Annotated in this window: 19 protein-coding genes; 14 read left to right on the top strand and 5 right to left on the bottom strand. The window is 72.6% G+C overall.

Translation table 11 applies throughout. The features are described from left to right. Positions 1 to 23 precede the first annotated feature (23 nt). Positions 24 to 1,280 carry an MFS transporter gene (locus QPK52_RS00390; protein WP_410534769.1) on the bottom strand — a complete coding sequence of 419 codons (1,257 nt, stop codon included), beginning with the start codon at positions 1,278 to 1,280 and terminating at the stop codon, positions 24 to 26. A 604-nt stretch (positions 1,281 to 1,884) separates the two neighbouring features. Here QPK52_RS00390 and QPK52_RS00395 point away from each other — a divergent pair. From QPK52_RS00395 to QPK52_RS00440, 10 genes are all read left to right on the top strand, one after another. Continuing rightward, the gene (locus QPK52_RS00395) at positions 1,885 to 2,631 is read left to right on the top strand and encodes an SDR family NAD(P)-dependent oxidoreductase (protein ID WP_410534770.1); all 747 of its coding nucleotides are present in this window, start codon (positions 1,885 to 1,887) and stop codon (positions 2,629 to 2,631) included. A 170-nt stretch (positions 2,632 to 2,801) separates the two neighbouring features. Then, positions 2,802 to 3,128, top strand: coding sequence for a YciI family protein (locus tag QPK52_RS00400; protein ID WP_410534771.1), 327 nt, complete (start codon positions 2,802 to 2,804; stop codon positions 3,126 to 3,128). A 1-nt stretch (position 3,129) separates the two neighbouring features. Then, on the top strand, positions 3,130 to 4,440 hold the full coding sequence (locus tag QPK52_RS00405; protein ID WP_410534772.1) for a PLP-dependent aminotransferase family protein: 1,311 nt from the start codon (positions 3,130 to 3,132) through the stop codon (positions 4,438 to 4,440). Then, entirely contained in the window at positions 4,437 to 5,693 is a 1,257-nt protein-coding gene (locus QPK52_RS00410) for an ATP-grasp domain-containing protein (RefSeq protein ID WP_410534773.1), read from the top strand. The genes QPK52_RS00405 and QPK52_RS00410 overlap by 4 nt, the downstream gene beginning before the upstream one ends. Positions 5,694 to 5,764: 71 nt before the next feature. Beyond that, the gene (locus QPK52_RS00415) at positions 5,765 to 6,874 is read left to right on the top strand and encodes an LLM class flavin-dependent oxidoreductase (RefSeq protein WP_410534774.1); all 1,110 of its coding nucleotides are present in this window, start codon (positions 5,765 to 5,767) and stop codon (positions 6,872 to 6,874) included. Positions 6,875 to 6,979: 105 nt separating this feature from the next. Continuing rightward, positions 6,980 to 7,483 carry a flavin reductase family protein gene (locus QPK52_RS00420; RefSeq protein ID WP_410534776.1) on the top strand — a complete coding sequence of 168 codons (504 nt, stop codon included), beginning with the start codon at positions 6,980 to 6,982 and terminating at the stop codon, positions 7,481 to 7,483. Between the two features lie 53 nt (positions 7,484 to 7,536). Then, entirely contained in the window at positions 7,537 to 9,216 is a 1,680-nt protein-coding gene (locus QPK52_RS00425; protein WP_410534778.1) for a GH3 auxin-responsive promoter family protein, read from the top strand. Further along, positions 9,213 to 10,100: an alpha/beta hydrolase gene (locus QPK52_RS00430; protein WP_410534779.1), complete on the top strand. Its 888-nt coding sequence runs from the start codon at positions 9,213 to 9,215 to the stop codon at positions 10,098 to 10,100. The genes QPK52_RS00425 and QPK52_RS00430 overlap by 4 nt, the downstream gene beginning before the upstream one ends. Next, entirely contained in the window at positions 10,087 to 11,283 is a 1,197-nt protein-coding gene (locus QPK52_RS00435; RefSeq protein WP_410534781.1) for a mandelate racemase/muconate lactonizing enzyme family protein, read from the top strand. The genes QPK52_RS00430 and QPK52_RS00435 overlap by 14 nt, the downstream gene beginning before the upstream one ends. Beyond that, positions 11,280 to 12,134 carry an FAH family protein gene (locus tag QPK52_RS00440; protein WP_410534782.1) on the top strand — a complete coding sequence of 285 codons (855 nt, stop codon included), beginning with the start codon at positions 11,280 to 11,282 and terminating at the stop codon, positions 12,132 to 12,134. The genes QPK52_RS00435 and QPK52_RS00440 overlap by 4 nt, the downstream gene beginning before the upstream one ends. Before the next feature lie 278 nt (positions 12,135 to 12,412). Here the strand turns inward: QPK52_RS00440 and QPK52_RS00445 are convergent, their stop codons facing one another. Together QPK52_RS00445 and QPK52_RS00450 are read right to left on the bottom strand one after the other, a co-directional pair. Then, positions 12,413 to 14,134 carry an acyl-CoA dehydrogenase family protein gene (locus QPK52_RS00445; protein WP_410534783.1) on the bottom strand — a complete coding sequence of 574 codons (1,722 nt, stop codon included), beginning with the start codon at positions 14,132 to 14,134 and terminating at the stop codon, positions 12,413 to 12,415. A 30-nt stretch (positions 14,135 to 14,164) separates the two neighbouring features. Beyond that, on the bottom strand, positions 14,165 to 14,824 hold the full coding sequence (locus QPK52_RS00450; RefSeq protein ID WP_410534785.1) for a PadR family transcriptional regulator: 660 nt from the start codon (positions 14,822 to 14,824) through the stop codon (positions 14,165 to 14,167). A gap of 183 nt (positions 14,825 to 15,007) precedes the next feature. Between QPK52_RS00450 and QPK52_RS00455 the strand changes: the two genes are divergently transcribed. Continuing rightward, positions 15,008 to 15,748 (top strand): Type 1 glutamine amidotransferase-like domain-containing protein, encoded by a 741-nt coding sequence (locus QPK52_RS00455; RefSeq protein ID WP_410534787.1) that lies wholly within the window; start codon positions 15,008 to 15,010, stop codon positions 15,746 to 15,748. A 90-nt stretch (positions 15,749 to 15,838) separates the two neighbouring features. Here QPK52_RS00455 and QPK52_RS00460 read toward each other — a convergent pair whose 3' ends face one another. Together QPK52_RS00460 and QPK52_RS00465 are read right to left on the bottom strand one after the other, a co-directional pair. After that, a complete protein-coding gene (locus tag QPK52_RS00460; protein WP_410534788.1) occupies positions 15,839 to 16,471 on the bottom strand; it encodes a response regulator transcription factor in 633 nt (210 codons plus the stop codon). A gap of 274 nt (positions 16,472 to 16,745) precedes the next feature. After that, positions 16,746 to 17,372 (bottom strand): LuxR C-terminal-related transcriptional regulator, encoded by a 627-nt coding sequence (locus QPK52_RS00465; protein WP_410534790.1) that lies wholly within the window; start codon positions 17,370 to 17,372, stop codon positions 16,746 to 16,748. 315 nt (positions 17,373 to 17,687) lie between these two features. Here QPK52_RS00465 and QPK52_RS00470 point away from each other — a divergent pair, with 315 nt between their 5' ends. From QPK52_RS00470 to QPK52_RS00480, 3 genes are all read left to right on the top strand, one after another. Further along, positions 17,688 to 20,873 (top strand): type 2 lanthipeptide synthetase LanM family protein, encoded by a 3,186-nt coding sequence (locus tag QPK52_RS00470; protein WP_410534791.1) that lies wholly within the window; start codon positions 17,688 to 17,690, stop codon positions 20,871 to 20,873. 62 nt (positions 20,874 to 20,935) lie between these two features. Continuing rightward, on the top strand, positions 20,936 to 21,166 hold the full coding sequence (locus QPK52_RS00475) for a hypothetical protein (protein WP_410534793.1): 231 nt from the start codon (positions 20,936 to 20,938) through the stop codon (positions 21,164 to 21,166). Positions 21,167 to 21,312: 146 nt separating this feature from the next. Next, a complete protein-coding gene (locus QPK52_RS00480) occupies positions 21,313 to 24,195 on the top strand; it encodes an AAA family ATPase (RefSeq protein ID WP_410534794.1) in 2,883 nt (960 codons plus the stop codon). Positions 24,196 to 24,206: the final 11 nt, after the last annotated feature.

Consider the following 24,206-nt stretch of genomic DNA (forward strand, 5'->3'; position numbering starts at 1 on the left):
ATTCCGACAAGTTCCCCGTTAATTCATGCCGCGGCTTCCCTCGGCTCGGGGTCGGGCAGTTCACGGCGCACTCGGACCGGAGAGAGGAAAACCGGCAGGAACGCCGCCGCCACGAACACCGCGCCCACCCACAGAGCGGGCTGGATGCCGATGAGTTCGCCCAGGAGGCCGGAGATCGCGGCGCCGACCGCCAGTGCGCCGGTCAGCAGGAACCGGAACGTGGCGTTCATACGGCCCAGCAGGGCGTCCGGTGTCATCCGCTGACGCAGGCTGACCCCGAGGACGTTGTCCATGCCGATCTTGAACATGGCGGCACACCAACCCGTTCCGGCCAGAACGAGCCAGATCCCCTGGTCCACCAGCGGCACCAGCAGCCCCGCCGGCGACAGGCACAACCCTGCCAGGCCCAGCGTACGGCCGTAGCCGAGACGGGCGGCGACCGGGCGGGCGCAGCGCGCCCCGATCAGCAACCCGATGCCCCCGACCCCCCAGAACAGCCCCAACGCGAAGCCGGGCAGGCCGAGTTCGCGGACGAACCAGATCGGCAGCATGGTGTTGATGACGGACGAGCCGAGGTTGGCGAGTGCCGCGGTGAGCGCGAGCGCGCGCAGCTCCGGGTTGCCGAAGACATGCCGCACTCCCTCGGCGACCTGGGCGTACAGCCGCACCCCGCGGCCCGGCGGCGCCGCGGCGGAGCGCGGGGTGCGGCGGATGCGGGTGAGCCCGAGCCCCGAGACGAGGTAGGCGCCGGCCGAGACGAGCACGGCGACGGGTGCGGTGAGCATCGAGACGAGCCCCCCGCCCGCGCTGCGCCCGAGCACGTTGCCCGCCGCGATCAGCGTGTTGATGTCCGCGTTGGCCTGAACCAGACCGTTCTTGCCGACCATCTGGGGCAGCACACTCTGCGAACCGACATCGAAGAACACGGTCGCGCAGCCGTTGAACAGCACGACCAGATACAGCTGCCCGAGGGTGAGCACATCCAGCCACCAGGCGAGGGGCACGGACGCGTACAGCAGAGCGCGGACCAGGTCCGCCACGATCAGCACGCTCCGATGGCTGAGCCTGTCCACCCAGGCCCCGGCCGGCAGGCCGATCAGCAGGAAGGCCACTGTGCTCAGCGTGGCCAGCGCACCCACCTGACCCGGCCCGGCGTCCAGCGCGGTGACGGCGACGAGCGGCACGGCGACGTAACTGACGTTGGTGCCGAGCTGACTGAGCGCGGAGGCCGTGAACAATGTGCGGAAATCGGGCATCCGCCATGGGGAGTCGGTTCGCATGGTCCGTTCATCCGATGGTCGGGCGGAGCCGTCCGCGGTACGGGGCTCCGTTCGGCGAGGGATCAGGTCTCAGTGAGACTGGAGCAGATGGCACCGTGGCCGGAAGAGGCCGCACGTGATTGGCTGAATTCCGCCCCGTGCAAAAATGTCCATTTGCCCCCGCTCCTCATGCTCGTCTTTTTCGCAACCGTCGATTCGGCCATAGAATTGACGCGAAACCTTGCCTCACCATCCGGTCGGGCACCGCGTTTTGTCCGTCTTCTACGCCGTTTGACCGAACCTCATCGCATACTATCGCGGAGCGGAACGAGCCAACGACCGGGGCGCCGCCACGGCGGATCTCACCGACAAGGCCATGTTCCAGCGAAGTCGTCGAAACGCGTTGACAAGAGCCGAAGATCAATGTGATCGTCTGTGAGGCTCACGGGGGACCTTCCTTCCCATGTGCCCCGTTTGCTGTGCATATATTGGCGAACACTTACGGCCACGGCCCGATCTTCCCGAGAGAAAACCGGGCGTACCGCTTGACGTTCCACTGAGCTTCCCCTCAAAGACCCTGATTGTTCAGAGTCGCCGACGTATGAAAAGCCAGGTGAATAGCAAAGTGATCGCTCGTACCGCACTTCTGATCGGTGCTGCCGGCGGAATCCTGTCGGAGGTGGCCCGCGGCCTCGCCGATCAAGGGCACCCCCTCGTCCTGTTCGACAGGAACGAGGAGACCGTCACCCGGCTCGCCGACGAGCTGGCCGGACGAACCAAGACCGAAGCCGTCGTCGGTGACATCACCGACATCCCCGCCGCCGAGCGGCAACTCGCCGAGATCGTCGAGCGGCACGCGCCCTCTGTCCTGGTCAACGGGGTGGGTGGCGACACCCGCGTCATCGGCTACGCCGACCTCGACCGCTCCCACTTCGACCAGACCTACCTGGAGAACGTGGTGAGCACCTGGATCGCGATCAAGGCGTGTGCCCCCCGGATGGCCGAGGACGGCTACGGCCGCATCGTCAACTTCGCCTCCGCCGGCGGACGTACCTACAGCCACTTCAACAACGCCGCCTACGTCGGCGCGAAGGCCGCCGTCATCGGCATGACCAAGCAGGTCGCCTACGAACTCGCCGGAACCGGTGTGGTGGCCAACGTCGTCGCGCACGGGCCGATCGCCACCGCCCGGGTCGCGGGCGCCTTCGAGCGGCGCACCGAGGAGTCCAAGAAGGACGTGCTCTCCCGGCTGCCCATGGGCCGCTACGGCACGGTCGCCGAGGCGGTCGGCAGTGTGCTCCACCTGTGCTCGGAGAGCGCCGGCTACTCGACGGGCTCCGTCATCGACGTCAACGGCGGCCTCTACATGTGACCCGCCCCGCGCGGTGCGGGAGGGATCGCGCAGACGGCGCACCTGCGGCGGAGCCGGCTCCGCGCGGTACGGCCGGATTCCGTGCGGTCGGACACCCGCACGCGTCCGTGTTCCGGTCCCGGCCGAGCTCCGGCCGCAGGTCCGGGGAATTCAAGTACAAGGAGCTTGGTGTGGCGAAGTTTGTCGTCGAATTCGAGTACAACGTCGACCGGGCCGGCCGCGAGAGCCTTCATCCGGCACATGCCGAGAATCTCTACCGGCTTGCCGACGAAGGTGTTCTGCTGCTCGGCGGACCGCTCGTCGGGGAGAATTCCGGACTCCTCGTATACGAAGTGGGTTCCCGTGAGGAACTTCAGCGGCTGCTCGACGAGGAACCGTATGTAAAGGGCGGCGTGGTGGCCGAGACCCGTATCAAGGAATGGGCGCCCGGAAAGGGCAGCTGGATCGCCGCGCTGAACCGCCCGGAGACGGTGCCGACCGGGAAGGAAACCCACTGACATGGTGCGCTTCAGCCAGGACTTGCTGCATCCCTCGATCACCGACCCGGACATGGACTCCATGCGCATCTTGAGCGAGACGGCGCTCCGCTTTCCAGATGCACTGTCATTCTCGTCGGGGGCTCCGTACGACGGGAGTCACGATCTCGCCAATCTGGGATTCTATACGGACCGCTACATCAAGCACCTGCGCGACAAAGGGGTGCCGGACGCCCGCATCACCCGGCTGCTGTTCCAGTACGGGCCCGTCAACGGCCTGATCCAGGACGAGGTCGCCCTGATGCTCCGCAAGGACGAGGGCATCGAGGTCACGCCCGAGGCGATCATGATCACGCACGGCTTCCAGGAGGCCGCCCTGGTCGCGCTGCGCGGCCTGTTCACCTCCCCCGGCGACGTGCTGCTGTCGGTCTCCCCGGCCTACGTCGGCATCCGCGGCGCGGCCCGGATGCTCGACATCCCGATCCGGGGCGTCCTGGAAGGGCCCGACGGGCTCGACCCGGAAGCAGTCGCCGAGGCGGCCCGCGCGGTGCGCGCCGAGGGCCGCCGCCCGGCCGCCCTGTACCTGGTGCCGGACTTCAACAACCCGTCCGGCACGGTGCTGCCCCTCGCGGCGCGCCGGCGTCTGCTGGAGGTCGCCGAGGCGGAGGACCTGTACGTCCTGGAGGACAACCCCTACGGTCTGTTCGCCCGCGACGGCGAGGCGCTGCCCACTCTGAAGTCCCTGGATACCGCGGGCCGGGTGCTCTACCTGGGCTCGTTCGCCAAATCCGCCTTTCCCGGCGCCCGGCTCGGCTACCTGGTCGCCGACCAGCAGGTCGACAGCGGCTCAGGCACCGTGCGCACGCTGGCCCAGACCCTGTCCAAGGCCAAGGCGATGTACAGCGTGGGCTCCTCCACCCTGTCGCAGGCGGTCATCGGCGGCATCCTCGTCGAGCACGACCACGATCTGCGCTCCGCCACCCGGGAGCTGGCCGCCGTCTATCTGGAGCGGCTGGACGCGACGCTGGCAGCACTCGCCGAGTGCTTCCCGCCCGGCGAGGACCACGGTGTCCGGTGGAACAGCCCTCGTGGCGGCTTCTTCCTGGCACTGAAGGTGCCGTTCACCGCCGACCTGGCGGCCATGGAGCGCTCGGCCCGCGACTACGGGGTGAGCTGGGCCCCCATGAGCATGTTCCACCTGGACGGCGGCGGCGAGCGCGAGATGCGGCTGGGTTTCAGCAATCTCGCTCCGGAGGCGATCCGCGAGGGTATCGCGCGGCTCGCCCGCTTCATCAAGGACACCCCGCGCGAGACGTCCGGAGACGCAGCATGAGCACTGCCGAACAGCCCGCCGCCGTCGTCGTCGACGGCTACTCGGCCGGCAACTTCTACCCCGCCGCCTTCACCGCGGCCGGCGCCCGGGTGCTCCACGTGCAGAGCACGCCGGAGCTGATTCCGACGATGCTCGCCCCGGATGTGAGCGCGTACGAGCGGAACATCGTCGCCTCCGACGAGGCGGAGCTGGTCGAGCTGCTGCGCCCGTACTCCCCCGCCGCCGTGGTGGCCGGCCAGGAGTCCGCGGTGCTGCTGGCCGACCGGCTCAGCGAGGCCGTGGGCGCCAGGACCAACGGCACCGCGCTGTCACCGGCCCGCCGGGACAAGTACGAGATGATCGAGACGCTGCGCCGGGCGGGGGTGCGCTGCGCCGAGCAGTTCAAGAGCGACGACGCGGAGCTGGTCGTCAAGTGGGCGGAGGACGCGGGCCGCTGGCCGGTCGTCGTCAAGCCGGTCGACTCCGCCGGGTCGGACTCGGTGTACGTGTGCCGCACCGCCGAGGAGGCCCGCGCCGCCGCCGAGCGCATCCTGGCCGGGAACAACCTCTTCGGCTTCGCCAACACCGAGGTACTGGTGCAGTCCTACCTGGAGGGCACCGAGTACATCGTCGACACGGTCAGCGCCGACGGCCACCGCTACGTGTGCGGGGTGTGGCGGTACGAGAAGACGCTGCTGCCCACCGGCCGGAACATCTACAACCGGGACATCCTGGTGCCCGCCGACGAGGCGCCGGTACCCTCGCTGGTCGCCTACGTCGACGAGGTCCTCGAGGCGCTCGCGGTGCGCTGGGGGCCGACGCACGCCGAAGTGATCGTCACCGACTCCGGCCCGGTCCTGGTGGAGATCGCCACCCGGCTCAACGGCAACCTCAACCCGGCCTTCCACATACTGTGCACGGGCCACAACCAGGCCGAGCTGTCGGCGCGGGCGTACATCGACCCGGAGGGCTTCGCCCGGGAGTACGGCGGCCGGGTGTACCGCAAGCTCCAGTCCGCCTACACCTACAACGCGCCCACCACCCTCGACGGCGTCGTGACGGAGGTGGACCGGGAGGCGGTCGCGGCGATCGACGCGCTGCCGAGCACGGCCGCCCTCAGCGTCAAGTACGCGCCGGGTTCCCGGATACGCCCGACCACAGACCTGATGACGGCGGCCCTGCGGGTCCACCTCACCTCGCCCGACGACACCCGGCTGGAAGCGGACTACGACAGGGTCCGCGTCCTGAAGGACTCCGTCTACCGCGTCGGCTGACGGCCGACGGCCGCCACCGCTCCACGCGGCACCAGCCCACCCGCCGTTCCACCCAACGCTGGAGGACAGCAGTGCACAGCCGTATCGGCCTGTTCCTTTCGCCCGTCCACGAAACGGGCCAAGACCCCCATCTGGCGATCCACCGCAACCTCGACCTGGTGGACCTCGCCGACCGGTTGAACTTCGACGAGGCGTGGTTCGGCGAGCACCACAGCCTGGGCTGGGGGCTCGTCGGCGCCCCGGAGACGATGATCGCCGCCGCCAGCCAGCGCACCCGCCAGATCAAACTGGCGCACGGCGTGGTCCCGCTCTCCGGGCACCACCCCTTCCACGTGGCCAGTCGTGCGGTGCACCTGCACCACCTCTCCCGCGGCCGCTACGTCCTGGGCGTGGGCCCGGGCGTGCCCTTCGACGGCTCGCTGTTCGGCCTGAACCCCAAGGAGCAGCGCAAGCGGCTCGACGAGGCGCTGCCGACCGTGCTGGAGCTGGTCAACGGCGAAAGGCGGATCACTCAGAAGACCGACTGGTTCGAGCTGGTCGACGCCAAGCTGCAGCTGCCCCGGTACGGGGTGGAGCCGATCGAGGTCGCCCTGGCCACCTCCGGCACCTCGGAGACCAGTCCGCGGCTGATCGGCCGGTACGGCCTGAGCATGACGTCGTTCGCGCTGCCCTTCGCGCTGCTGACCCCGGGCGCCCCGGAGCACATCGGGCTGGCCCAGCAGTGGAAGCACGCCGAGGAGTCGGCCGCCGAGCACGGGCAGACCCTGCACCGGGAGAACTGGCGCATCGCGCTGCCGGTGCACGTGGCCGAGACCCGCGAGCAGGCCTACAAGGAGGTGCGCGCCGGTTACGACCGCTGGCTCTTCGAGTACTTCGGCAAGGCCGCGGGCCGCGACGTGCTGGCGCCGGGCGCCTCCCGGGAGCGGGCGCTGGAGGAGCGGGTGGAGGCGGGCGGAGCGCTGGTCGGCTCGGTCGACGACGTCGTGGACGGCATCCGCCGGCTGCACGAGATGACCGGCGGCTTCGGCACGCTGCTGGTCTACGTCGCGGACTGGACGACGTACGAGGCGACCGACCGCAGCCTGGAGATGCTGGCCCGGTACGTCGCCCCACGTGTCAACGGCTTCGTCGAGCGGCCCCAGGAGGCCGTCGACTGGGCGATCGCCAGCCGCGCGAAGTGAGCAAGCGCCGGACGGCGGGCGGGCGATCCCCCGGCCGCCGTCCGGCCCGGCACGTGCGTCCCTCAACACCGAACAGACCCCGCCGGATTGAGTGGAAGAGATCACATGCTGCAGCAAACCGGGCAGGTACCGGCATCCCTGGACCAGCGCTCGTTCCGTGACATCCTCGGCCGCTTCGCGACCGGAGTCGTGCTCGTCACCACGCAGACCGCGCACGGTCCGGTGGGCATGGCCGTCAACTCGTTCACCTCCGTCTCACTCGACCCGCCGCTGATCGCCCTGTGCGCGGGCCGCACCTCCACCACCTGGCCGGACATCCGGGCAGCGGGAAAGTTCGCCGTGAGCATCCTCGGCGAGCGGCACGAGGAGCTGTGCCGGTTGTTCAGCACACCGGGGGCGAATCGATTCTCCGGCCGCGAGTGGGCGCGCACCCAGGCCGGCCACCCCATCCCCGCCGACGGGCTGGGATGGCTCGACTGCGAGATCACCGTCATCCACCAGGTCGGCGACCACGAACTGGTCGTCGCCTCGGCCGATCGCGGCGCCCTGACCGACACGGGCCGGCCGCTGGTCTTCCAGGCGGGCAGGTTCCGCGCGCTGGTCGCATGAACGCCCGCACAGCACAGGTGAGAACGAGCAGGCACAAGGGGGATTCGGAAGCCGTGGACGGTTCGCACTGGCAAGAACACTGGAACAGGCGCCGTGAGCCATTCCGGGAGGAGTGCCGACGGGCCCGGGACGCGCTCCTCGCCGACATCTCCGAGCCCTGGGCGGCTCAGGAGCGGGTCCTGAAGGACGTGGTCGCCCTGTGCCGGAACTCACTGCACTGGAGGGAGCGGGGCTACGACGAGGTCGCGCCCGACGCGAAGAGCTTCCGGGACACCCTGCCGATCCGCCGCTACGGCGACTTAGCCGCGGAGATCGAGCGGGAGACCCTCACCAAGGGCGGGGTCCTGTCGTGCAGTCCGGTGATGCGCTGGCTGAAGACGAGCGGCACGACCGGCACGCCCAAGCGCATCCCGTACACCCTGCACTGGCTGCTGACCTACCGCATCCCGGCGATGCAGGCGATGTGGGGCACCTACCTGCTGCACCACCCCTCGCTGCTCGCCCACCCGCACGCCACCCTGGACACCCAGACCGTGCACGACGACGTCGGCGACTTCCTCAACGGCGTCCAGTACCAGTCGATCAGCAACCGGCACCCCAGGATCAACAGCCGGGACTGGAACCCGCCGTGGGCGGCGGCCCCCTGGTTCGGCACGTCGGCGCCGTCCTCGCACGCCGGGCGGATGTACCACCGGGCACGCCATCTCGTCGGCCGGCGGCTGCAGTTCATCTCCGCGATCAACCCGAGCACCCTGATGTCGCTGCGCGACCTGATCTCCGAGTTCGGCGACGACCTGGTGCGCGATCTCCGGGACGGCACACTGGAGGGCAAGCCCTACACCGATCCGGACCCGGAGGCCGCCCGGCACCTGTCGTCCGTGCTGGCGCAAGGGGAGTTCACCCTCTCGGACGTGTGGCCCTCGCTCGGTGTCTACAGTTGCTGGCTGTCCTCCTCCGCCGGGCTGTACCGTTCGAAGCTGGAGGCCCTGCTGCCGGCGGCCAGGGCGATGCCGTTCATGAGCTGCGGCACCGAGGGCGTGACCACGGTGCCGGTCGACGACTCCCTGGAGAGCCAGCCGCTCGCGGTGAACCAGGCGTTCTTCGAATTCGTTCCGGCCGAGATCGAGCTGGGCCGGCTGCTGGACGCGGGGGAGCATGTCGACACCCTCCTGTTCGACGAGGTCACCGCGGGCCGCGACTACCACATGATCATGAGCCAGGGCAACGGCCTGTACCGGCTGTGGAGCGGCGACATCTACCGGGTCGACCGGATCGCCGACGGCGTGCCGTGGATCCGCTTCGTCCACCGCGACGGCGTCTTCCACTCCTTCACCGGCGAGAAGATCACCGAGGCCCAGGTCACCGAAGCCCTCGACCAGGCCCTCGCCGCGTCGGGCCTGGCCAGCGGGCTGTACCTGTGCGGACCGCAGTGGGGCGACCCGCCGCGCTACATCGTGGTCGGCGAAGTCCCCGAGCCGGGCGCCGCGCTGGACGAGCTGCTGTCGGAGGCGGTGGACCGGACGCTGAGCGACATCAACATCGAGTACGCGTCCAAACGCACCAGCGGCCGACTGGGCCGGCTGGAGTTCCACACCGTCGCCTCCGGCAGCGTCGCGGCCTACGCCGAGGCCCGCCGCCAGCAGGGCAACGCCACCCAGTACAAGTACAGGCCCTTCCAGAAGAACACCGAATTCGTCGCCGACCTGGTCGGCGAGGCGGGAGCACACCGGTGATCGAGACGAGGAGACCCCCCCAGAACGTCCACCGCGAGATCATCACCCTGCCGTCCGGCGGCGTCGGCCTGGCGCTGCACCTGTGGCGTCCGCGCCGGGAGGCCAAGGGCGCGGTCTTCTACTTCCACGGCCTGCAGAGCCACGCGGGCTGGCTGTGGGAGGTGGGGCCCCGGTTCGCCGACAACGACATCGCCTTCTTCGTGCTCGACCGGCGCGGCAGCGGCATCAGCGGCGGCGACCGCGGTGACCTGCCCGATGTCGACACGATCGTGACGGACTACACCGCGGCGATCGCCCACACCCGTGAACTCATCGGCGACGAGGTGCCGTTGACACTCTTCGGGCACTGTCTGGGCGGGTCCTTCCTGGCCGCGCTGCTGCACGACCCGCGCTTCGACGTCCGCCACGAGGCGACCGTCTTCTGCTCCACCTGGCTGGGGCGGCTGCACACCCTCCTGTCCGAGGAGGAGCGGGCCGCGCTGGCCGCCGAGCACAGCACCGAGCCGTGGGACGCCGGACTGAGGTCCTCGGACTTCACCGCCGATCCGCGCTACCGGGACTTCATCGACCACGACGACCTGGCCGTGCGCAGCCTCACCCGGCGCTCCCGTGCCGTTCTGCTCGCGCTGGAGGCGCGGTACATGACGGCGGACCGGCCCAAGCCGCCGGACGCACCCACCGCCTTCGTCTCTGGCCTGACCGATCCGATCGTGGACCTGGAGGCGACCCACCGGGTCTTCCAGAACCTCTTCGACGGCCGGGGCCTGATCCTGAAGTTCCCCACCGACCGGCACTACCTCTTCTACACCGGTGTCCGGGACAGCCTGGTCGACTGGACCTCGACGCACACTCTGCTGCAGGGGCTGGACCGTGACGTCGTGTGAGGCGCGGCTGTACCGGGTGGCGCTGCCGATGCGGATCGCCTTCGACCACCCGGCGGCCCGCCGCCGCGCCAGCGACAGCCTCGTACTGCGCCTTACCGCCGGTGACGCGACCGGGATCGGCGAGTGCGCGCCGCGCCGGTACGTCACCGGCGAGACCTCCGACGGCGTCGTCGAGGCGCTGCGCCGCTACCCGATGGACGCGCTCTTCGACCGTCTGCTGGCCACCCCGCCGGCCGACCTGCTCGCCGAGTTGCGGGAAGCGGGGTTCGAGAAGACCTTCGGCGGCGTGCGGGCTCCCGGAGAGCCGGGAGCATCCGGCAACAACCTGGTGTGCCTGCTGGAGACGGCCGTACTGGACCTGCTCACCCGTCGGCTCGGGCTGCACATCGGCGACGTGGTGTCGAGCGCCCGGGAGCAGCGGCAGGCGCGGATCTCCCAGGTGCTGGATCTGAGCATGGACGTGACCGAGTTCCTGGACACACGCGGTCCCTTCCACTTCGTGAAGGTGAAGGCGTCCGAGGACATCGAGCGGGACGTCCGTACGGTGGCCGCGATCCGCGACCGGCTCGGACCGGCGGTGCCGGTCATGGTGGACGCCAACATGAGCTGGACGCCCGGGACGGCCGTGCCGCGCGCACGCCGTCTGCTGGAAGCCGGCGCCGGGTACGTGGAGGAGCCGCTGCCGCCGCGCTCCTGGCGGGAGTTGCGCGAACTGCGCCGCGCGACCGGTGTGCGCGTGATGCTGGACGAGTCGGTGTGCACCCTCGACGACGCCCGTCAGGCGGTGGCCTTCGAGGCGTGCGACGCGCTGAACGTGCGGGTGGCCAAGAACGGCGGCCTGCTGGCGTCCGCCCGGCTCGTCGCGTACGCGCGCGGCGCGGGCCTCGGTTTCCAGATCGGCGTACAGGTCGCCGAGACCGGACCGCTGATCAACGCGAGCCGGGCACTGGCGCTGCGCTGCCCGGACGCACTGACCGTCGAAGCAGGCCAGTCCGACCGCTTCTTTCCCGAGATGATCGTATCGCCGCCGCCGGTCGTGGACCGCACCGCCAACACCATCGCCCCGGTCCCCGGGCCGGGCCTCGGCCTGCACCTGAACGAACGGGCCGAGCGGTGGGCGGCGCTGTCCTGGACCCACGGCGGCCGGCAACCCGTGGCACCGGCCGAGGAGAGTTCCCGATGACCGTTCTGTTCGAAGCCTCCTACCAGCAGGAGCCGTACGTCGGACTCGGCGACCCGGGGGACGCCGTTCTCACCCTGTATCCGGCGGCCGGACTCGACCTGCCCGCCGCGGTGCTCGCGGCGGGGGGCGGCGTGCCCGCGCTGGCGGCCGCGCTCGCCGCCGGCCGGTCACCGGTGACGGCGGCGGCGCAGGAGGTGGCCTTCCGTCCTCCCCTGCTGCCGCACTCCCCCGGTGACGCCATGGTCAGCGGGTTCATGGCGACCCACAACGTCAAGGCCGACTCGGGTGCGCCCGACCAGCCCAACTGGTTCTTCAAGGGACTCGGCGACGTGCTGAAGGTCTCCGGCGAGCCGCTGCGCGTGCCCGCGGACCCGGTCGCGGTGACGGAGGAGGCCGAGGTGGTGCTCGTGTACGTCGGCGACGCCGAGGGCGTTCCGCGGTACGCCGGGTACACCTTCGGCAACGACCTGACGGACATCGGCCGGTTCCGGCGCCACAACGGGCACCTGTCCTACGCGAAGCTGTGCGACGCGGGGATCGCCCCGTGGCTCTTCCTCGGCACCCCGCCCGCGCACGTCACCGGGCACGTCACGATCGAGCGGGACGGCCGGGCGGCCTGGCAGGGCGCGTTCGTCACCGGGACGAAGGCCCTGCACTACGGGCTGCGGGACATCACAGCCGAACTGTTCTCGTACGCCTCGCTGCGCCATCCGGGCCGGGTGCACTACGTCTACCTCGGGGCGGACCGCAGCAGCTTCCACAACGGCTTCACCACGGCCGACCGGGACCGCGTCACCATGGAGTTCGCCACCCACGGGGTGACGCTCACGCATCCGCTCCGGTGGGGCTGACGTCCGGCCCCGGCCCGGCGGACACACCCGGGCCGGGGCCGGGACGAAGGCCGCCCGGGCCGGTACCGCGGATCCGGCCGGGCGCGCCCCCTGCGCGTCCGTGCCCGGCGGCATCGCGGCCACCACCGGCACCCCGCATCGGGGCGGGGTGGCTGCGCTGCTGCCGTGGCCGGGCCCCGGCGAGTGCCTCGCCGGGCTGTGCCGCACCCCTGTCCGGATGGTTCGCCCACGGCGGCGGCGAGCCGGTCGGCGGGCCGCAGGTCACGGCCGCGTACCGCTCACGGAGCCATCTCGTAAGCCCCGGAGAGGGCCTCGACCCGCTCCCACACACGCGCCGACCGGGCGCCGTCGGCGACGGGGCGCCGGACCGCCTCCAGGGCCCAGGCCTGCTGCCGCGCCGTCGCGGAGTCCTTGCCGTGCAGCTCGACCGCGTGCGCGGAGAAGTCGCGGACGAGGACGGCGAACAGCTCGTCGAGCACGTCCTCGTCCAGGCCCGTCAGTCCCGCCTGCTCCAGGATCAGCTGACCGTGCACGACCAGGGCGAACAGCCGGCCGACTGCGAGGAGGAGATCGAGGTCGCGGCTCTGCTCCTCGTCGGGGGCGTCGGTGGCGACGAACTCGCACAGGGCGTCCGCCTGCTCGCGGAAGCGGCCGACGTTGGGCAGGTGGGCGTAGGCGTCGAAGGCGGGACGCCAGTCGTGGAAGCGGACGGAGCCCAGGCCGCGGGCCGGTCCCTGCCGGAAGAGGAAGGCGTCGTCGGCGGCGTCGAGGCGGGTGGGCACGGGCTCGTACGCGGCCGGGTCCAGCAGGTGGTTGCGCATGAACTTGAGGATCAGCGCGAGATTGACGTGGACCGTGCCCTCCAGCTTCGGCAGGCTCCGGATCTCGACGGCGGCCTGGGCGAAGTAGGTGTCCTTCTCGAAGCCCTTGGCCGCGATGACGTCCCACATCAGGTCGATGACCTTCTCGCCCTCGGTGGTCACCTTCATCTTCGTCATCGGGTTGAAGAGCAGGTAACGGCGGTCGTCGGGGCCCGCGGAGCGGAAGTAGTCGGCGGCGCGGTCGCTGAACAGCTTCATTCCCGCCAGGCGGACGTACGCGTCCGTCAGCGCCCGCCTCACGTGCGGGAAGGCGGTGACGGGGCGGCCGTAGAGGATCCGGTTGCGGGCGTGGGTGACCGCCTCGTACATCGCGTGCTCGCAGATCCCGACCGAGGCGGTGCAGAGGTTGAACTTGCCGACGTTGACGGTGTTGAGCGCGGCGTCGAAGGCGGCCCGTCCGGTGTGCAGGACATCCTGCGGGCCGACCGGGTAGTCCTCGAGGCGGAACTCGCTGACGTACTTCGACGAGTCGACGACGTTCTTCACGACGTGGTAGGCCGGGTGCCGGCTGTCGGCCGCGAAGAAGACATAGCCGTCCGCGCCCTCGACATCGGTGCGGCGGCCGAAGACGGAGACGAGGCCGGCGGCGTTCCCGTTGCCGATGTAGTACTTGGAGCCGTTCGCCCTGAAGCCGCCCTCGCCGTCGGGCTCCAGCAGCATGTCGGTGGAGTAGATGTCGGCGCCGTGGGTCTTCTCCGACAGGCCGAACGCGAACACCTCACCCTGTGAGAGCAGTTCGGCGGCGCGGGCGCGGGCCGCGGCGTTGCCGCTCTGCCAGACCGGCCCGAGCCCGAGGATGGTGACCTGCCAGGTGTACCAGTAGTCCAGGCCGTAGAACCCGAGGATCTCGTTGAGCGCGGCGATCCGCGCGGTGTCCCAGCGCACGTCCCGCCGGCCGCCGCTCTCGGAGGCGGGGGTGAGGAAGGTCGCGAACAGCCCTTCCCGGGCGGCGAAGGAGAGGAAGTCCGCCAGCCAGGCGCGGGTGCGGTAGTCCTCGGTCAGCCTGCGCTTGCCGCGGGACTCGAACCAGTCGACGGTGGCGCGCAGCAGCCTGCGGGTCTCGGGGTCGAAGTGCTCCGGATCGTAGGTGCGGGGGTTGAACAGCAGCGGGTCGGCCATGGGTGCTCTTTCCGGTTCGGGGTGAGGGGATCAGGAGGCGGGGTCGGAGGCGGGGTCGGAGGCTGGGTCGGTCCCGGCGGGCTGCCCGCCGGCAGGCCCGGGGCGCCGGCGGGAGGCGAGCCGGTGGAGGGTGGCGAGCACGTCGTCGAGCCAGTCGATCATCATCCGCTCGTAGGCGATCCCTCCCCGGAGGACCGCGTGCTGGAGCTCCCGTCCGGCATCGGGGTCCCCGGGACCGAACGCTTCGGCACCGGGATCTCCGGCGGTGCCGCTCCCGCCGAAATCCCGCCGTTCTCCCGCCAGGTAGCGCGCGAGCCGGTCCCGGTGCATCCGCTGGTGCCGCTCGACCTCGTCGATCAGGGCGGCCGGGTCACCGAAGGCCGCTCCGCGGACCTTCACGGCCAGTTCGTGCCGGACGCTCTCCGGCTGGACCGGCTCGTGAAGCCATCCGGTCAGGGCGGACAGACCGGCGGCCGAGACCGAGTACTCCCTCTTGTCCGGCCGGCTCCGCTGCCGCACGTCGCGCGCATCGACCCAGCCGTCGGCCTCCATGCGCTTGAGAACGCGGTAGATCTGCTGGTGGGTGGCGGTCCAGAAGTGCCCGATGGACCGCTCGAACCGGCGGGCCAGCTCATAGCCGGAGCCCGGCTTCTCCAGCAGGGAGACGAGGATCGCGTGTTCGAGCGCCATACCGCGATCCTGATATGCAACTTGTTGCATAGGCAAGCGTGGGCGCCCGGGTGAGACGCAGTTCACCCCTTCGAGAAGGCCCCTCCGGCGGCCCCACGCGTCCGCGGTGCGGGACGGGTTCCGGCCACCGGCCCGCTCCGGGGGCCGCACCGGGGCCGGGGGTGATTGTTAGGATCGCGGGCCATGAGCGCTCCGGAGCCCACCATCGTCGCCACCTCCGGCGGACACCGGCCCGGAGGCCGGACCGTGGTCGCCTTCGACTCCCTGGTCCACCACGCCGTGGAGCTCTCCGGCGCCCACGGCCGCCGTCCCCGCGTCCTGTACATCGGCACCGCCATCGGCGACGCCGAGCACTTCACCGCGCGCATGACCGAGGCCGCCCGCGTCGCCGGGTTCGACCTGACCCCCCTGCACCTGTTCCCCATGCCCAACCACGACGACGTAGAGGGCACGGTCCTGGACCAGGACGTCGTCTGGGTCATGGGCGGCTCGGTGGCCAACCTGCTGGCGGTCTGGCGCGTCCACGGGCTCGACCGCATCCTGCGCCGGGCCTGGCGGGCCGGCGTCGTCCTCAGCGGCGTCAGCGCCGGATCGATCTGCTGGTTCCGGGGCGGCACCACCGACTCCTTCGGCCCCGAACTGCGACCGGTCACCAACGCCCTGGGCCTGCTGCCCTACGGCAACGGCGTGCACTACGACACCGACCCCGGCCGCCGCCCCCTGGTACACCGACTGGTCGCCGACGGCACTCTGCCCACCACCCACTGCACCGACGACGGGGTGGGCCTGGTCTACCGCGGCACCGAACTTGCCGAGGCCGTCGCGGAAGCACCCGGCAAGAGCGCCTACCTCGTCACCCGCCAGGGGGACACGGTCGTCGAGGAGCGCCTCCAGCCCCGCCGCCTGCCCCCCGTCCCCCGCTGAACGGCCCTCCTACGCGGGGAACGGGGCGCGTACGCGCAGAACGGGCCCGGCCTGCGGTGACGCACCCGGACCGGGTGGAAGGCCCAACGGTCAGACCAGCCCGTGCCGCACCGCGTGGGCGACCGCGTGGGCACGGTTGCGGACCTGCAGACGGGCCATCAGCTCGTAGATGACGTTCTTGACGGTGTGCTCCGAGCAGGACAGTTTGCGGGCGATGACCGCGTTGCCGTGCCCCTCGGCCATCAGGCCGAGCACCGCCGTCTGGCGCGCGGTGAGGGCGGGAGGAGCGGGCGGCGCTCCTCCCCGCCGCTGCCCGTCGGCCCCGCCGAGCAGCTGCACGAGGGCCGTGTAGGGGATGCGGCCGATCCCGTGGTGGGCATCGTGCACGGCGGCGAGGAGCTGGTCGGGGGTGAGGTCGGCCGAACGCAGGACGGCCAGGGCGCCCGCGCCGATGGCACGGCGCAGCGCGGCGGGCGAGACGGTGTCGCACACGGTCAGCAGCCGGTGGGCGGTCGGCGGAGCCGCGGCCAGGGCGTCCTCCACGGTCGCGGCGACGGCCACCACCACGGTGTCCCGGGCGGACGCCTCGGCCGGCGGCGCGAGGGCGACACCGGCCTGGTGCAGCATCGCGGTGAGCCGGGCCGGGGCCGGGCCCCTGCGGGCGGCGACGACGTGAACCCGCAGGCCGGCCGTCCTGGTCACGAGCCGGGCGGCGGCGCTCACAGTGCTCTCCCATGAGCTTCTCCGCCCACGCGGCGCAGCGGCGCGGGCATCACCGTCGTCCGCGGCCCGGCGGCCGCGCGTGCGACGCTCACAGCGTCCCCTCCGTGAGCTTCTCCGCCCACGCGGCGCAGCGGCGCGGGCATCAGCGTCGTCCGCGGCCCGGTGGCCGCGCGTGCGACGCTCACAGCGTCCCCTGCGTGAGCTTCTCCGCCTGCGCGGCGTGCAGGTGCGGCTCCGTATGTCGTCTGCGGCCCGGTGGCCGCGCGTGCGACGCTCACAGCAGGCCCGCCCGAAGCGCGTAGGCGACCGCGTGGGCGCGGTTGCGGACCCGGAACCTCTGGGTGATGTCGTGCACGATGGTCGTCACCGTGCGCTGCGAGTAGGCCAGGCACCGGGCGATCTCACCGGTCTCGTGGCCGTCGGCGACCATGCGCAGCACCGAGCGCTCCCGGTCCGACAGGCCCGCGGCGGCCCAGGGGGCCGACGCCCCGCCGGAGGACAGGCCGCCCTCGGCGGAACGGTCCAGCAGACTGTCGAGCAGGTCGGGAGGCAGGGTGCAGTCGCCCCGGACCGCGGCGAGGACGGCGCGTGCCAGCCGGGGCGCGTCGGCCTCCCGGCGGCGCAGCAGGCAGCGGGCGCCGGAGGCGAGGGCGTGCAGGGCCTCGCCCCGGTCGAGGTCACCGGCGACCAGGACCACCGCGGGCCGGGTCCGGGTGTCGCGGACGGTGCGCAGCACGTCCAGCTCGGCACGGGCGAACCGATCGACGGTCATGACCACGACCCGCGGCTCCTCCCCCGGCACCGCCACGGAGACCTCCGGGCACAGGGACAGGGCGCTCACGGTGCCGGCCTCCAGCACCGGGTCGAGTGCGACGACGCTGACAGGTACGGGTTCTCCCACCGGATCCTCCGAAGGTCATCCGCCCGCCGGGTCCGCGGCGGGCGGTCGAGCAGGGGCAGTGCACAACAGGCTGCTCCGGTGCGGCGGGGGAGACATCGGGTCCTGTCCCCCACCTTTGCCTCCGGCGCCCGCCCACCGTGCGCAACCGGTGCCGCCGGGCCCAGGGCCGCGGGGCCCGGCGGGGTTCGTGGAAGGGACCGGGAGGGGCGGTGGCGCGCCCCGCGGCCCTGGGACCGGGCCCGGTGGGGGCGGCCGCGAAGAATATGGGGGCGCTGCCCCCATGTGGGGGTCCCGAGGCTCTGGGACGTTGGTCCTGTGACTGATTCCGCCGCTCTGCGAGAAACCCGGACCACGTCCCTGCCGCGCTGGTGGTGGGCGCGGGGGCTGACCCTGCGCGAGCGGCTCGCCGCCCCGGGGCCGCCGGCGGGCGGGCGGGCCGCGGCCGGCCGGGGCCACCGGGCGCCGTGGGCCCTGGGGGACGACGCGGGATTCGCCGCCCGACTGGCGGACCTGGGCCTGGACGCCGGCCTCGCACACGCTCTCGGGGACGAGCTTCCCGAGCGGCTGGGAGCACGGGCCGCGGAACCGGAGTGGGCCGGCTACATCGAGCGTGCGGTCGCCGCGGCCCCCGTGGAGCCGGACGACTCGGCCTGCTTCGGCACGGAGGGGCCCGCGGTGTTCCTGCCCGCGCTGCGCCCCCTGCTCTCGCTCGCCTGGTCCCGGGTGGCCGCCCGCACCGGCCGGTCCGCGGCCGAACACTCCCCTGTGCGGGCGGCGTTCGAGGAACGGCTCGGGAACCGGATCACCCGTCAGGCCGGCCGGACGCTGGTGAGGGAGTTGCACCGGGCCCGCGTCGCGGGGCGGCTCCCGGGGGCGACTCCGCGGGACCGCTTCGCCTCCTTCGCCTCGGACCTGGGCACCCGGCGGGGGCTGGCCCGGCTGTTCACCCGCTACCCGGTCCTGGCCCGGATGCTCGGCCAGAGCTGCGTGGACGCCGCCGACGCCCTGGCCGAGATGCTCGACAGGTTCGGTGCCGACTACTCCGCCCTGGTCTCCGAGCTCTTCGCGGGCACCGATCCCGGTCCCCTGGTGCGGATGGACCTCGGCCGCGGTGACGCCCACCAGGGCGGCCGGTCCGTGGCACTGCTGCACTTCGCCTCCGGCGCCGCCGTCGTCTACAAGCCCCGCCCCCTGGACCAGCACTCCCTGCTGGACGAGGCGGCGGACTGGCTCAACGGCAAGGTGCCCGGCCTGGGCCTGCGCACCCCCCGGTCGGTGCGCGGCGAGGGATACGGCTGGCTGGAGTTCGTCGAGCACCGCTGGTGCGCCTCGGTCACCGAGGCCGACCGGTTCTACCGCCGGCAGGGCGCGCTGCTGGCCCTGCTGTACGCGGTGGACGGCGCGGACATGCACTACGAGAACGTCATCGCCTGCGGCGACCAGCCGGTCCCGGTGGATGCCGAGACCCTCCTCCACTCCGGGCTGCCGCAGGCGGAGACCGCGGGGCACGACCCCGCCGCGCGGGCCCTGTACGCGTCGGTGCACCGCACCTGCCTGCTGCCGCACCTGCTGATCGGGGAGGACGGCGCGCTGGACATCTCCGTCCTCGGCCGGGACGGAGCCGGCACGTACCCCGGCGACGGGCTGCGCTGGGAGGACGCGGGGACGGACGGGATGCGCGTGGTGCGCGGCCCGGTGGAGAGCCCCGCGGGCCAGAACCAGCCGCTGCCGCCCGGCGGGGGCGCCGGACGGGCCGACCACCGGGCCGCGCTGCTGGAGGGGTTCCGGATCGGGTACGACGCGATCGCCGGGCACCGGGACGAACTCCTGGGCCCCAAGGGGCTGCTGGCCCGCTGGGCCCACCGCCCCGCCCGGCTGATCGTGCGCTCCACCCGGCTCTACGCCACCCTCCTGGAGGAGTCCACCCACCCCGATCTGCTGCGCGACGCGCTGGCCCGGGAAGCGGTGTTCGCGGTGCTGTGGACGGAGTCGGTCTGCGACCCGGCCCGGCAGCGGCTGATCGAGTACGAGATCGACGACCTGTGGCGCGGTGACGTACCGCTGTTCTTCCACCGGCCGGACCGCACGGCGGTGTGGACGTCCCACGGGGCGCGTCTGGACCGGGTGCTGCCCGCCGCGGCCCTGGCGACCGTCCGGGAGAAGATCGCCGCGATGAGCGAGGTGGACCGCTACGACCAGGAGTGGGTCATCTCGGCGGCGCTCGCCGTCACCGGTGCCAACGCGCCGCTGCGCGGGCCGCGTTCGGCGCTGGCCGTACGTCCGGCCCCGGCCGTGGTGCCCGAGCCGTCCCGGCTGCTGACCGCCGCGTGCGGGATCGCCGACGAGATCGCGGCCCGTGCGGTCCGCGGCGGCGGCCGGGCCAACTGGCTGGGTCTGGAGCAGGTCACCGGCGCGCACTGGGCGGTGCTGCCGATGGGCGGCTCACTGGCCCAGGGGTACTGCGGAGTCGCCCTCTTCCTGGCCCAGATCGGCTCGCTCGCCGGAGCCGACCGGTACACGGCACTGGCCCGGGAGGCCGTACGGCCGCTGCCGTCCCTGCTGGCGGCGCTGGCGGCGGACCCCGAGCTGAGCGCGGCGGCCGGTCCGGGCGCCCTCGAGGGGCTGGGCGGCATCGTCTACACGCTGGTGCGGCTGACCGCCCTGCTCGACGGTGTCGGCGACTGTCTGCCCGCCGCCCTGACCGCCCTCGGGCACGCCGTGGACGCCCAGCCCTCCGGTCCGGCCCTCCCCGGCCACGCCTCGCTCGCCGGCGGCCTCGCCGGAGCGCTGCCCGCCGCCGTCCTGGCGCACCGGGTGGCCGGCGCTCCCCAAGCGGCCGGGCTGGCCCGGCGCGTCGCGGACCGGCTGCTCGCCCTGGCCGGGGAGGAACGGGCCGGGGGGCCGGGCTTCGCCCACGGTGACGCCGGCATCGGCTGGTCCCTGCTGCGGTACGCCGCCGCGCTGCCGGAAGCCGAGGCGGCCGAACCCCTGCCGTACGCCCGCGCCGGGGCCGGTCTGCTGCGGTCGGCCCTGGATGCCTCGGCCGGCGAAGACGGCGGGGCCCGCGACCTGTCCTGGCACTCGGGGCTGGCCGGCGTGGTGTCGTCCGCCGCCGACGCGCTGGGCACCGCCGGCCCGGCGGCCCCCGACGAGGTCCTCGACCGCTGTGTGGAACTGCTGGCCGATCCGGCGCGCACCGGCGACCTGAGTCTGCGCCACGGCACCCTGGGCCGTCTGGAGGCACTGGCCGTGCTCGCCGGGCGGCACCACGCCGGTGCCAAGGAAGCGCTCGGCCACCGCGCCGGAGAGGTCCTCGGCCTCATCGAGCAGCAGGGCCACCGCTGCGGCACCCCCGACCACGTACCGTCCCCCGGTCTGCTCACCGGCCTGTCCGGCATCGGATACGCGCTGCTCAGGCTGGGTTTCCCGGAGACGGTCCCCTCCGTCCTCCTGCTCGACCACCCTCTCGGGGCTCAGGGCCGTCCGCACATCGCCCTGTGACCCGCCGGCTTCACCTCGTTCCGCGTCAGCCCGTGCACAGCGATCAGAAGGAGACCGTCCCCATGAACAAGCCGTCCATCGACGCCCAGTCGCAGCTCTCCGCCGACGCCGACCTCGCCGCCCACCCGGACCGGGAGCAGGACGGCCGCGAGCAGGACGCGGCGGGCCGGATCAGCCTGTCGGGGCGGAACAGAGCGTGCGCCCGCACCCGCGCGCTGGCCGGCATGGTGCTGACCAGCGGCATCGTGGTCACCCTCAGTTCGATGGACACCTCCGTCTCGGCACCGCACTGACGAGACCGCCCCGGGTGCGGGTCCGCTCCGCCGGCGGGCCCGCACCGGTGCGTCACGCGGCGTGCGGCAGGACGTGCGCCGCGTGGTCTGCCGCCACCAGCACGTATGAACTAGCATCTGCGTCCATGCGTTCGCATACGCCGTATGTGGTTGGGCGTGACCCCCAACTACGCGACCTGGAAGAGGCGTTGTCCGGCGCGCGGGACCGGCGCGGCGGAGTCGTCTTCCTGACCGGGGAGGCGGGCATCGGCAAGTCCCGGCTCGCGGCGGAGGCCGTGGGCATGGCCTTCGAGTCCGGGATGCGCGTACTTCGCGGCCGCAGCAGCACGACGGGACCCACCGTGCCGTTCCGGCCGCTGACCGAAGCCCTGATGTCCCTGTTCCGCAGCGGCGAACCGGTGGACGACTCCGCCCTCGGCCCCTACCGGCCGGTGCTCGGGCGGCTCGTACCGGACTGGAACACCGGTGACCACGAGAGCAGTTCGATGGTCATCCTCGGCGAGGCGGTGCTGCGGCTGCTCATCGCCGCCGGAAAGGACCGGGGCCAGCTCCTGCTGCTGGAGGACCTGCACGACGCCGACCCGGAGACCCTCGCGGTGGTCGAGTACCTGGTGGACAACCTGGAGTACACGCCCGTGCTGCTCCTGGCCACCATACGCACCGAGTTCTGCGACGCGCTGGACCTGGCGTCCTCGGCCCGCAGACGCGGCACGGGCACCGTCCTCGAACTGCCCGCGCTCAGCCGGTCCCAGGTCCGGGACATGGTCGCCGCCCAGCTCGGCACCGAACCCGACCGGGTGCCGGCGGCGGCTCTGGAACGCCTGTGGGACGACAGCGCCGGAAGTCCCTTCCTGGTCGAGGAGCTGCTGCAGTCCATGATCGGCGCCGGGGCGCTGGTGCGGGACGCCGACGGCTGGCGGGTCGTGGGCGATCCGCGCGGTGACGTGCCCACCGCCCTCGCGCGGGGCATCCTGCGGCGCATCGACCGGCTGGGGCCCCAGGGGCTGACCCTGCTGTCCGCCGCGGCCGTGGTCGGGCGGCGCTTCCCCCTGACGGTGCTCCAGCGGATGACCGGCATCGACGACCGGGGCCTGCTCGGCCATCTGCACGCCGGGGTTGCGGCACAGCTCGTCGTCCCCGACGAGCCCTCCCCCGACTGGTACGCCTTCCGCCACCCGCTGACCGTGGAGGCGCTGCTCACCCAGCTCACCCCCGGCAGGCGGGCCGAGCTGGCGCGGCGGGCCGCGGACGCGGCCTCGGAACTCCACCCGGAGCTGGCCGGCCAGTGGTGCCCGCTGGTCGCCGAGCTGCGCTCCCAGGCGGGCGACCGGGCCGAGGCGGGACGCCTGTTCGCGGAGGCGGGGCGGCGGGCGCTGGCCGACGGCGCGATCGGTTCCGCCGTCACCCTGCTCGACCGGGCCGAACGGCTGCTGTCGGACACCCGGGACACCCTGCGCCGGGCCGAGGTCCTGGAGTGCCTGCTGCCCGCGCTCGCCGAGGCGGGCGACTTCGCCCGCGCCTTCGACCTGGCCGACCAGCTGCACGCCCTGGGCGGGGCCGGCCTGAGCGCGCCGCGGCTGGCCGCGCTGCACACCCGGCTCGCCAAGGTGGCCCACACCGCGGGCCGCTGGGCCGACGGCAACCGGCAGATCGCACGGGCCCGTGCCGTCCTGGGCCCCGCAGCCGACGAGGCCGCCGCCGCGTCCGTCGACGTGGCCGCGGCCTACCTCGCCCTGGACACACCGGGCACGGACCGCACCCACCAGGCCGAGAAGCTGGCCCGGTCCGCGGTGGAGGCCGCACAGCGGCACGGCCTGCCCACGGTCGCCTGCCAGGGGTGGGAACTGCTGGCCACCGTGGCCCGCGAACGCGACCCCGCCGAGTCCCAGGCCATGCTGGAGCGCGCCCTGACCACGGCGGAACGGCACGGCCTCCCGCTGCGGCGCATGTACGCGCTGACCCGGATCGGCGGCAACGCCTGGCTGTCCGAGGGGGACACCGCCGGCCTGACCGCCGCCCGGGACGAGGCGCTGCGGCTGGGGTCGGCCACCATCGTCTACACCATCGACGGCATCCTCATCCTGGACTCCGTGCTGCGCGGGGAGTTCGGAGCCGCGCGGGACGCCGCCGAGGAGTGCCTGGCCGTCGTGCGGCGCCTGCGGCTGGCCCCGGCCGTCCGCTACGTGCTGATGGCCAAGGGGGCCCTGGCGGCCCACCGGGGCGAGAGAGCGGCGATGGACGAGGCGCTGGCCGCGTTCGCCGAGTGGGACGGCGCCGGCTCCCAGGAGGAACCGCTCACCTTCGGCCTGGCGCGGACGTTCTGCGCGCTGCTGGAGGAGGACGGGGAGCTGGCCCGGCGCGAACTGCGGGCCGTCCGCGAGCTGGAGCGCGACAACCCCAGCACCTACTACCTCAGCGGGCGCAGCGGTGTCGGCCTGCTGCTGGACGTGCTGGCGGGGGAGGTCGGCCGCCCCGGGCAGGAGGAGGCCGCCGCCACCGCGCCCGGCCGCCTGCGGTGGAACCGGCAGTTCGTCCTCCTGGCCGACGCCGTGCTGCTGGGCCGGGAGGGCAGACCCCAGGAGGCGTCGGCCGCGGCCGCCGAGGCGCTGCGCGCCGCCGAGCCGTACCCCACCGCCCTCCACCTGGGCATGCGGCTCGTGGCCGAGGCGGCCCACGAGAACGGGTGGGGCGAGCCGGTGGCCTGGCTGCGCCGCGCCGAGCACCACTTCCACCAGAACGGCGTGCCCGCCGTCGCCAACGCCTGCCGTGCGGCGCTGCGGCGTCTGGGCGCCCCCGTCCACCAGCACCGCAGCGGGACCAGCCGCATCCCCGAGGAGCTTCGGGCCCTGGGCGTGACGGTCCGCGAGTACGAGGTGCTCGTGCTGCTGGCCGAGCGGCTGGGCAACAAGGACATCGCCGACCACCTCTACATCTCGCCGCGCACCGTCGAGAAGCACATCGCCAGCCTCATCGCCAAGACCGGCCGGTCCAACCGGGCCGCTCTGTGCGCCCTCTCGGCCTCCCTCTGACCCGGCTCCTC

The sequence above is a fragment of the Streptomyces sp. KL2 genome, assembly GCF_046529545.1.
Lineage (GTDB): Bacteria > Actinomycetota > Actinomycetes > Streptomycetales > Streptomycetaceae > Streptomyces > Streptomyces radiopugnans.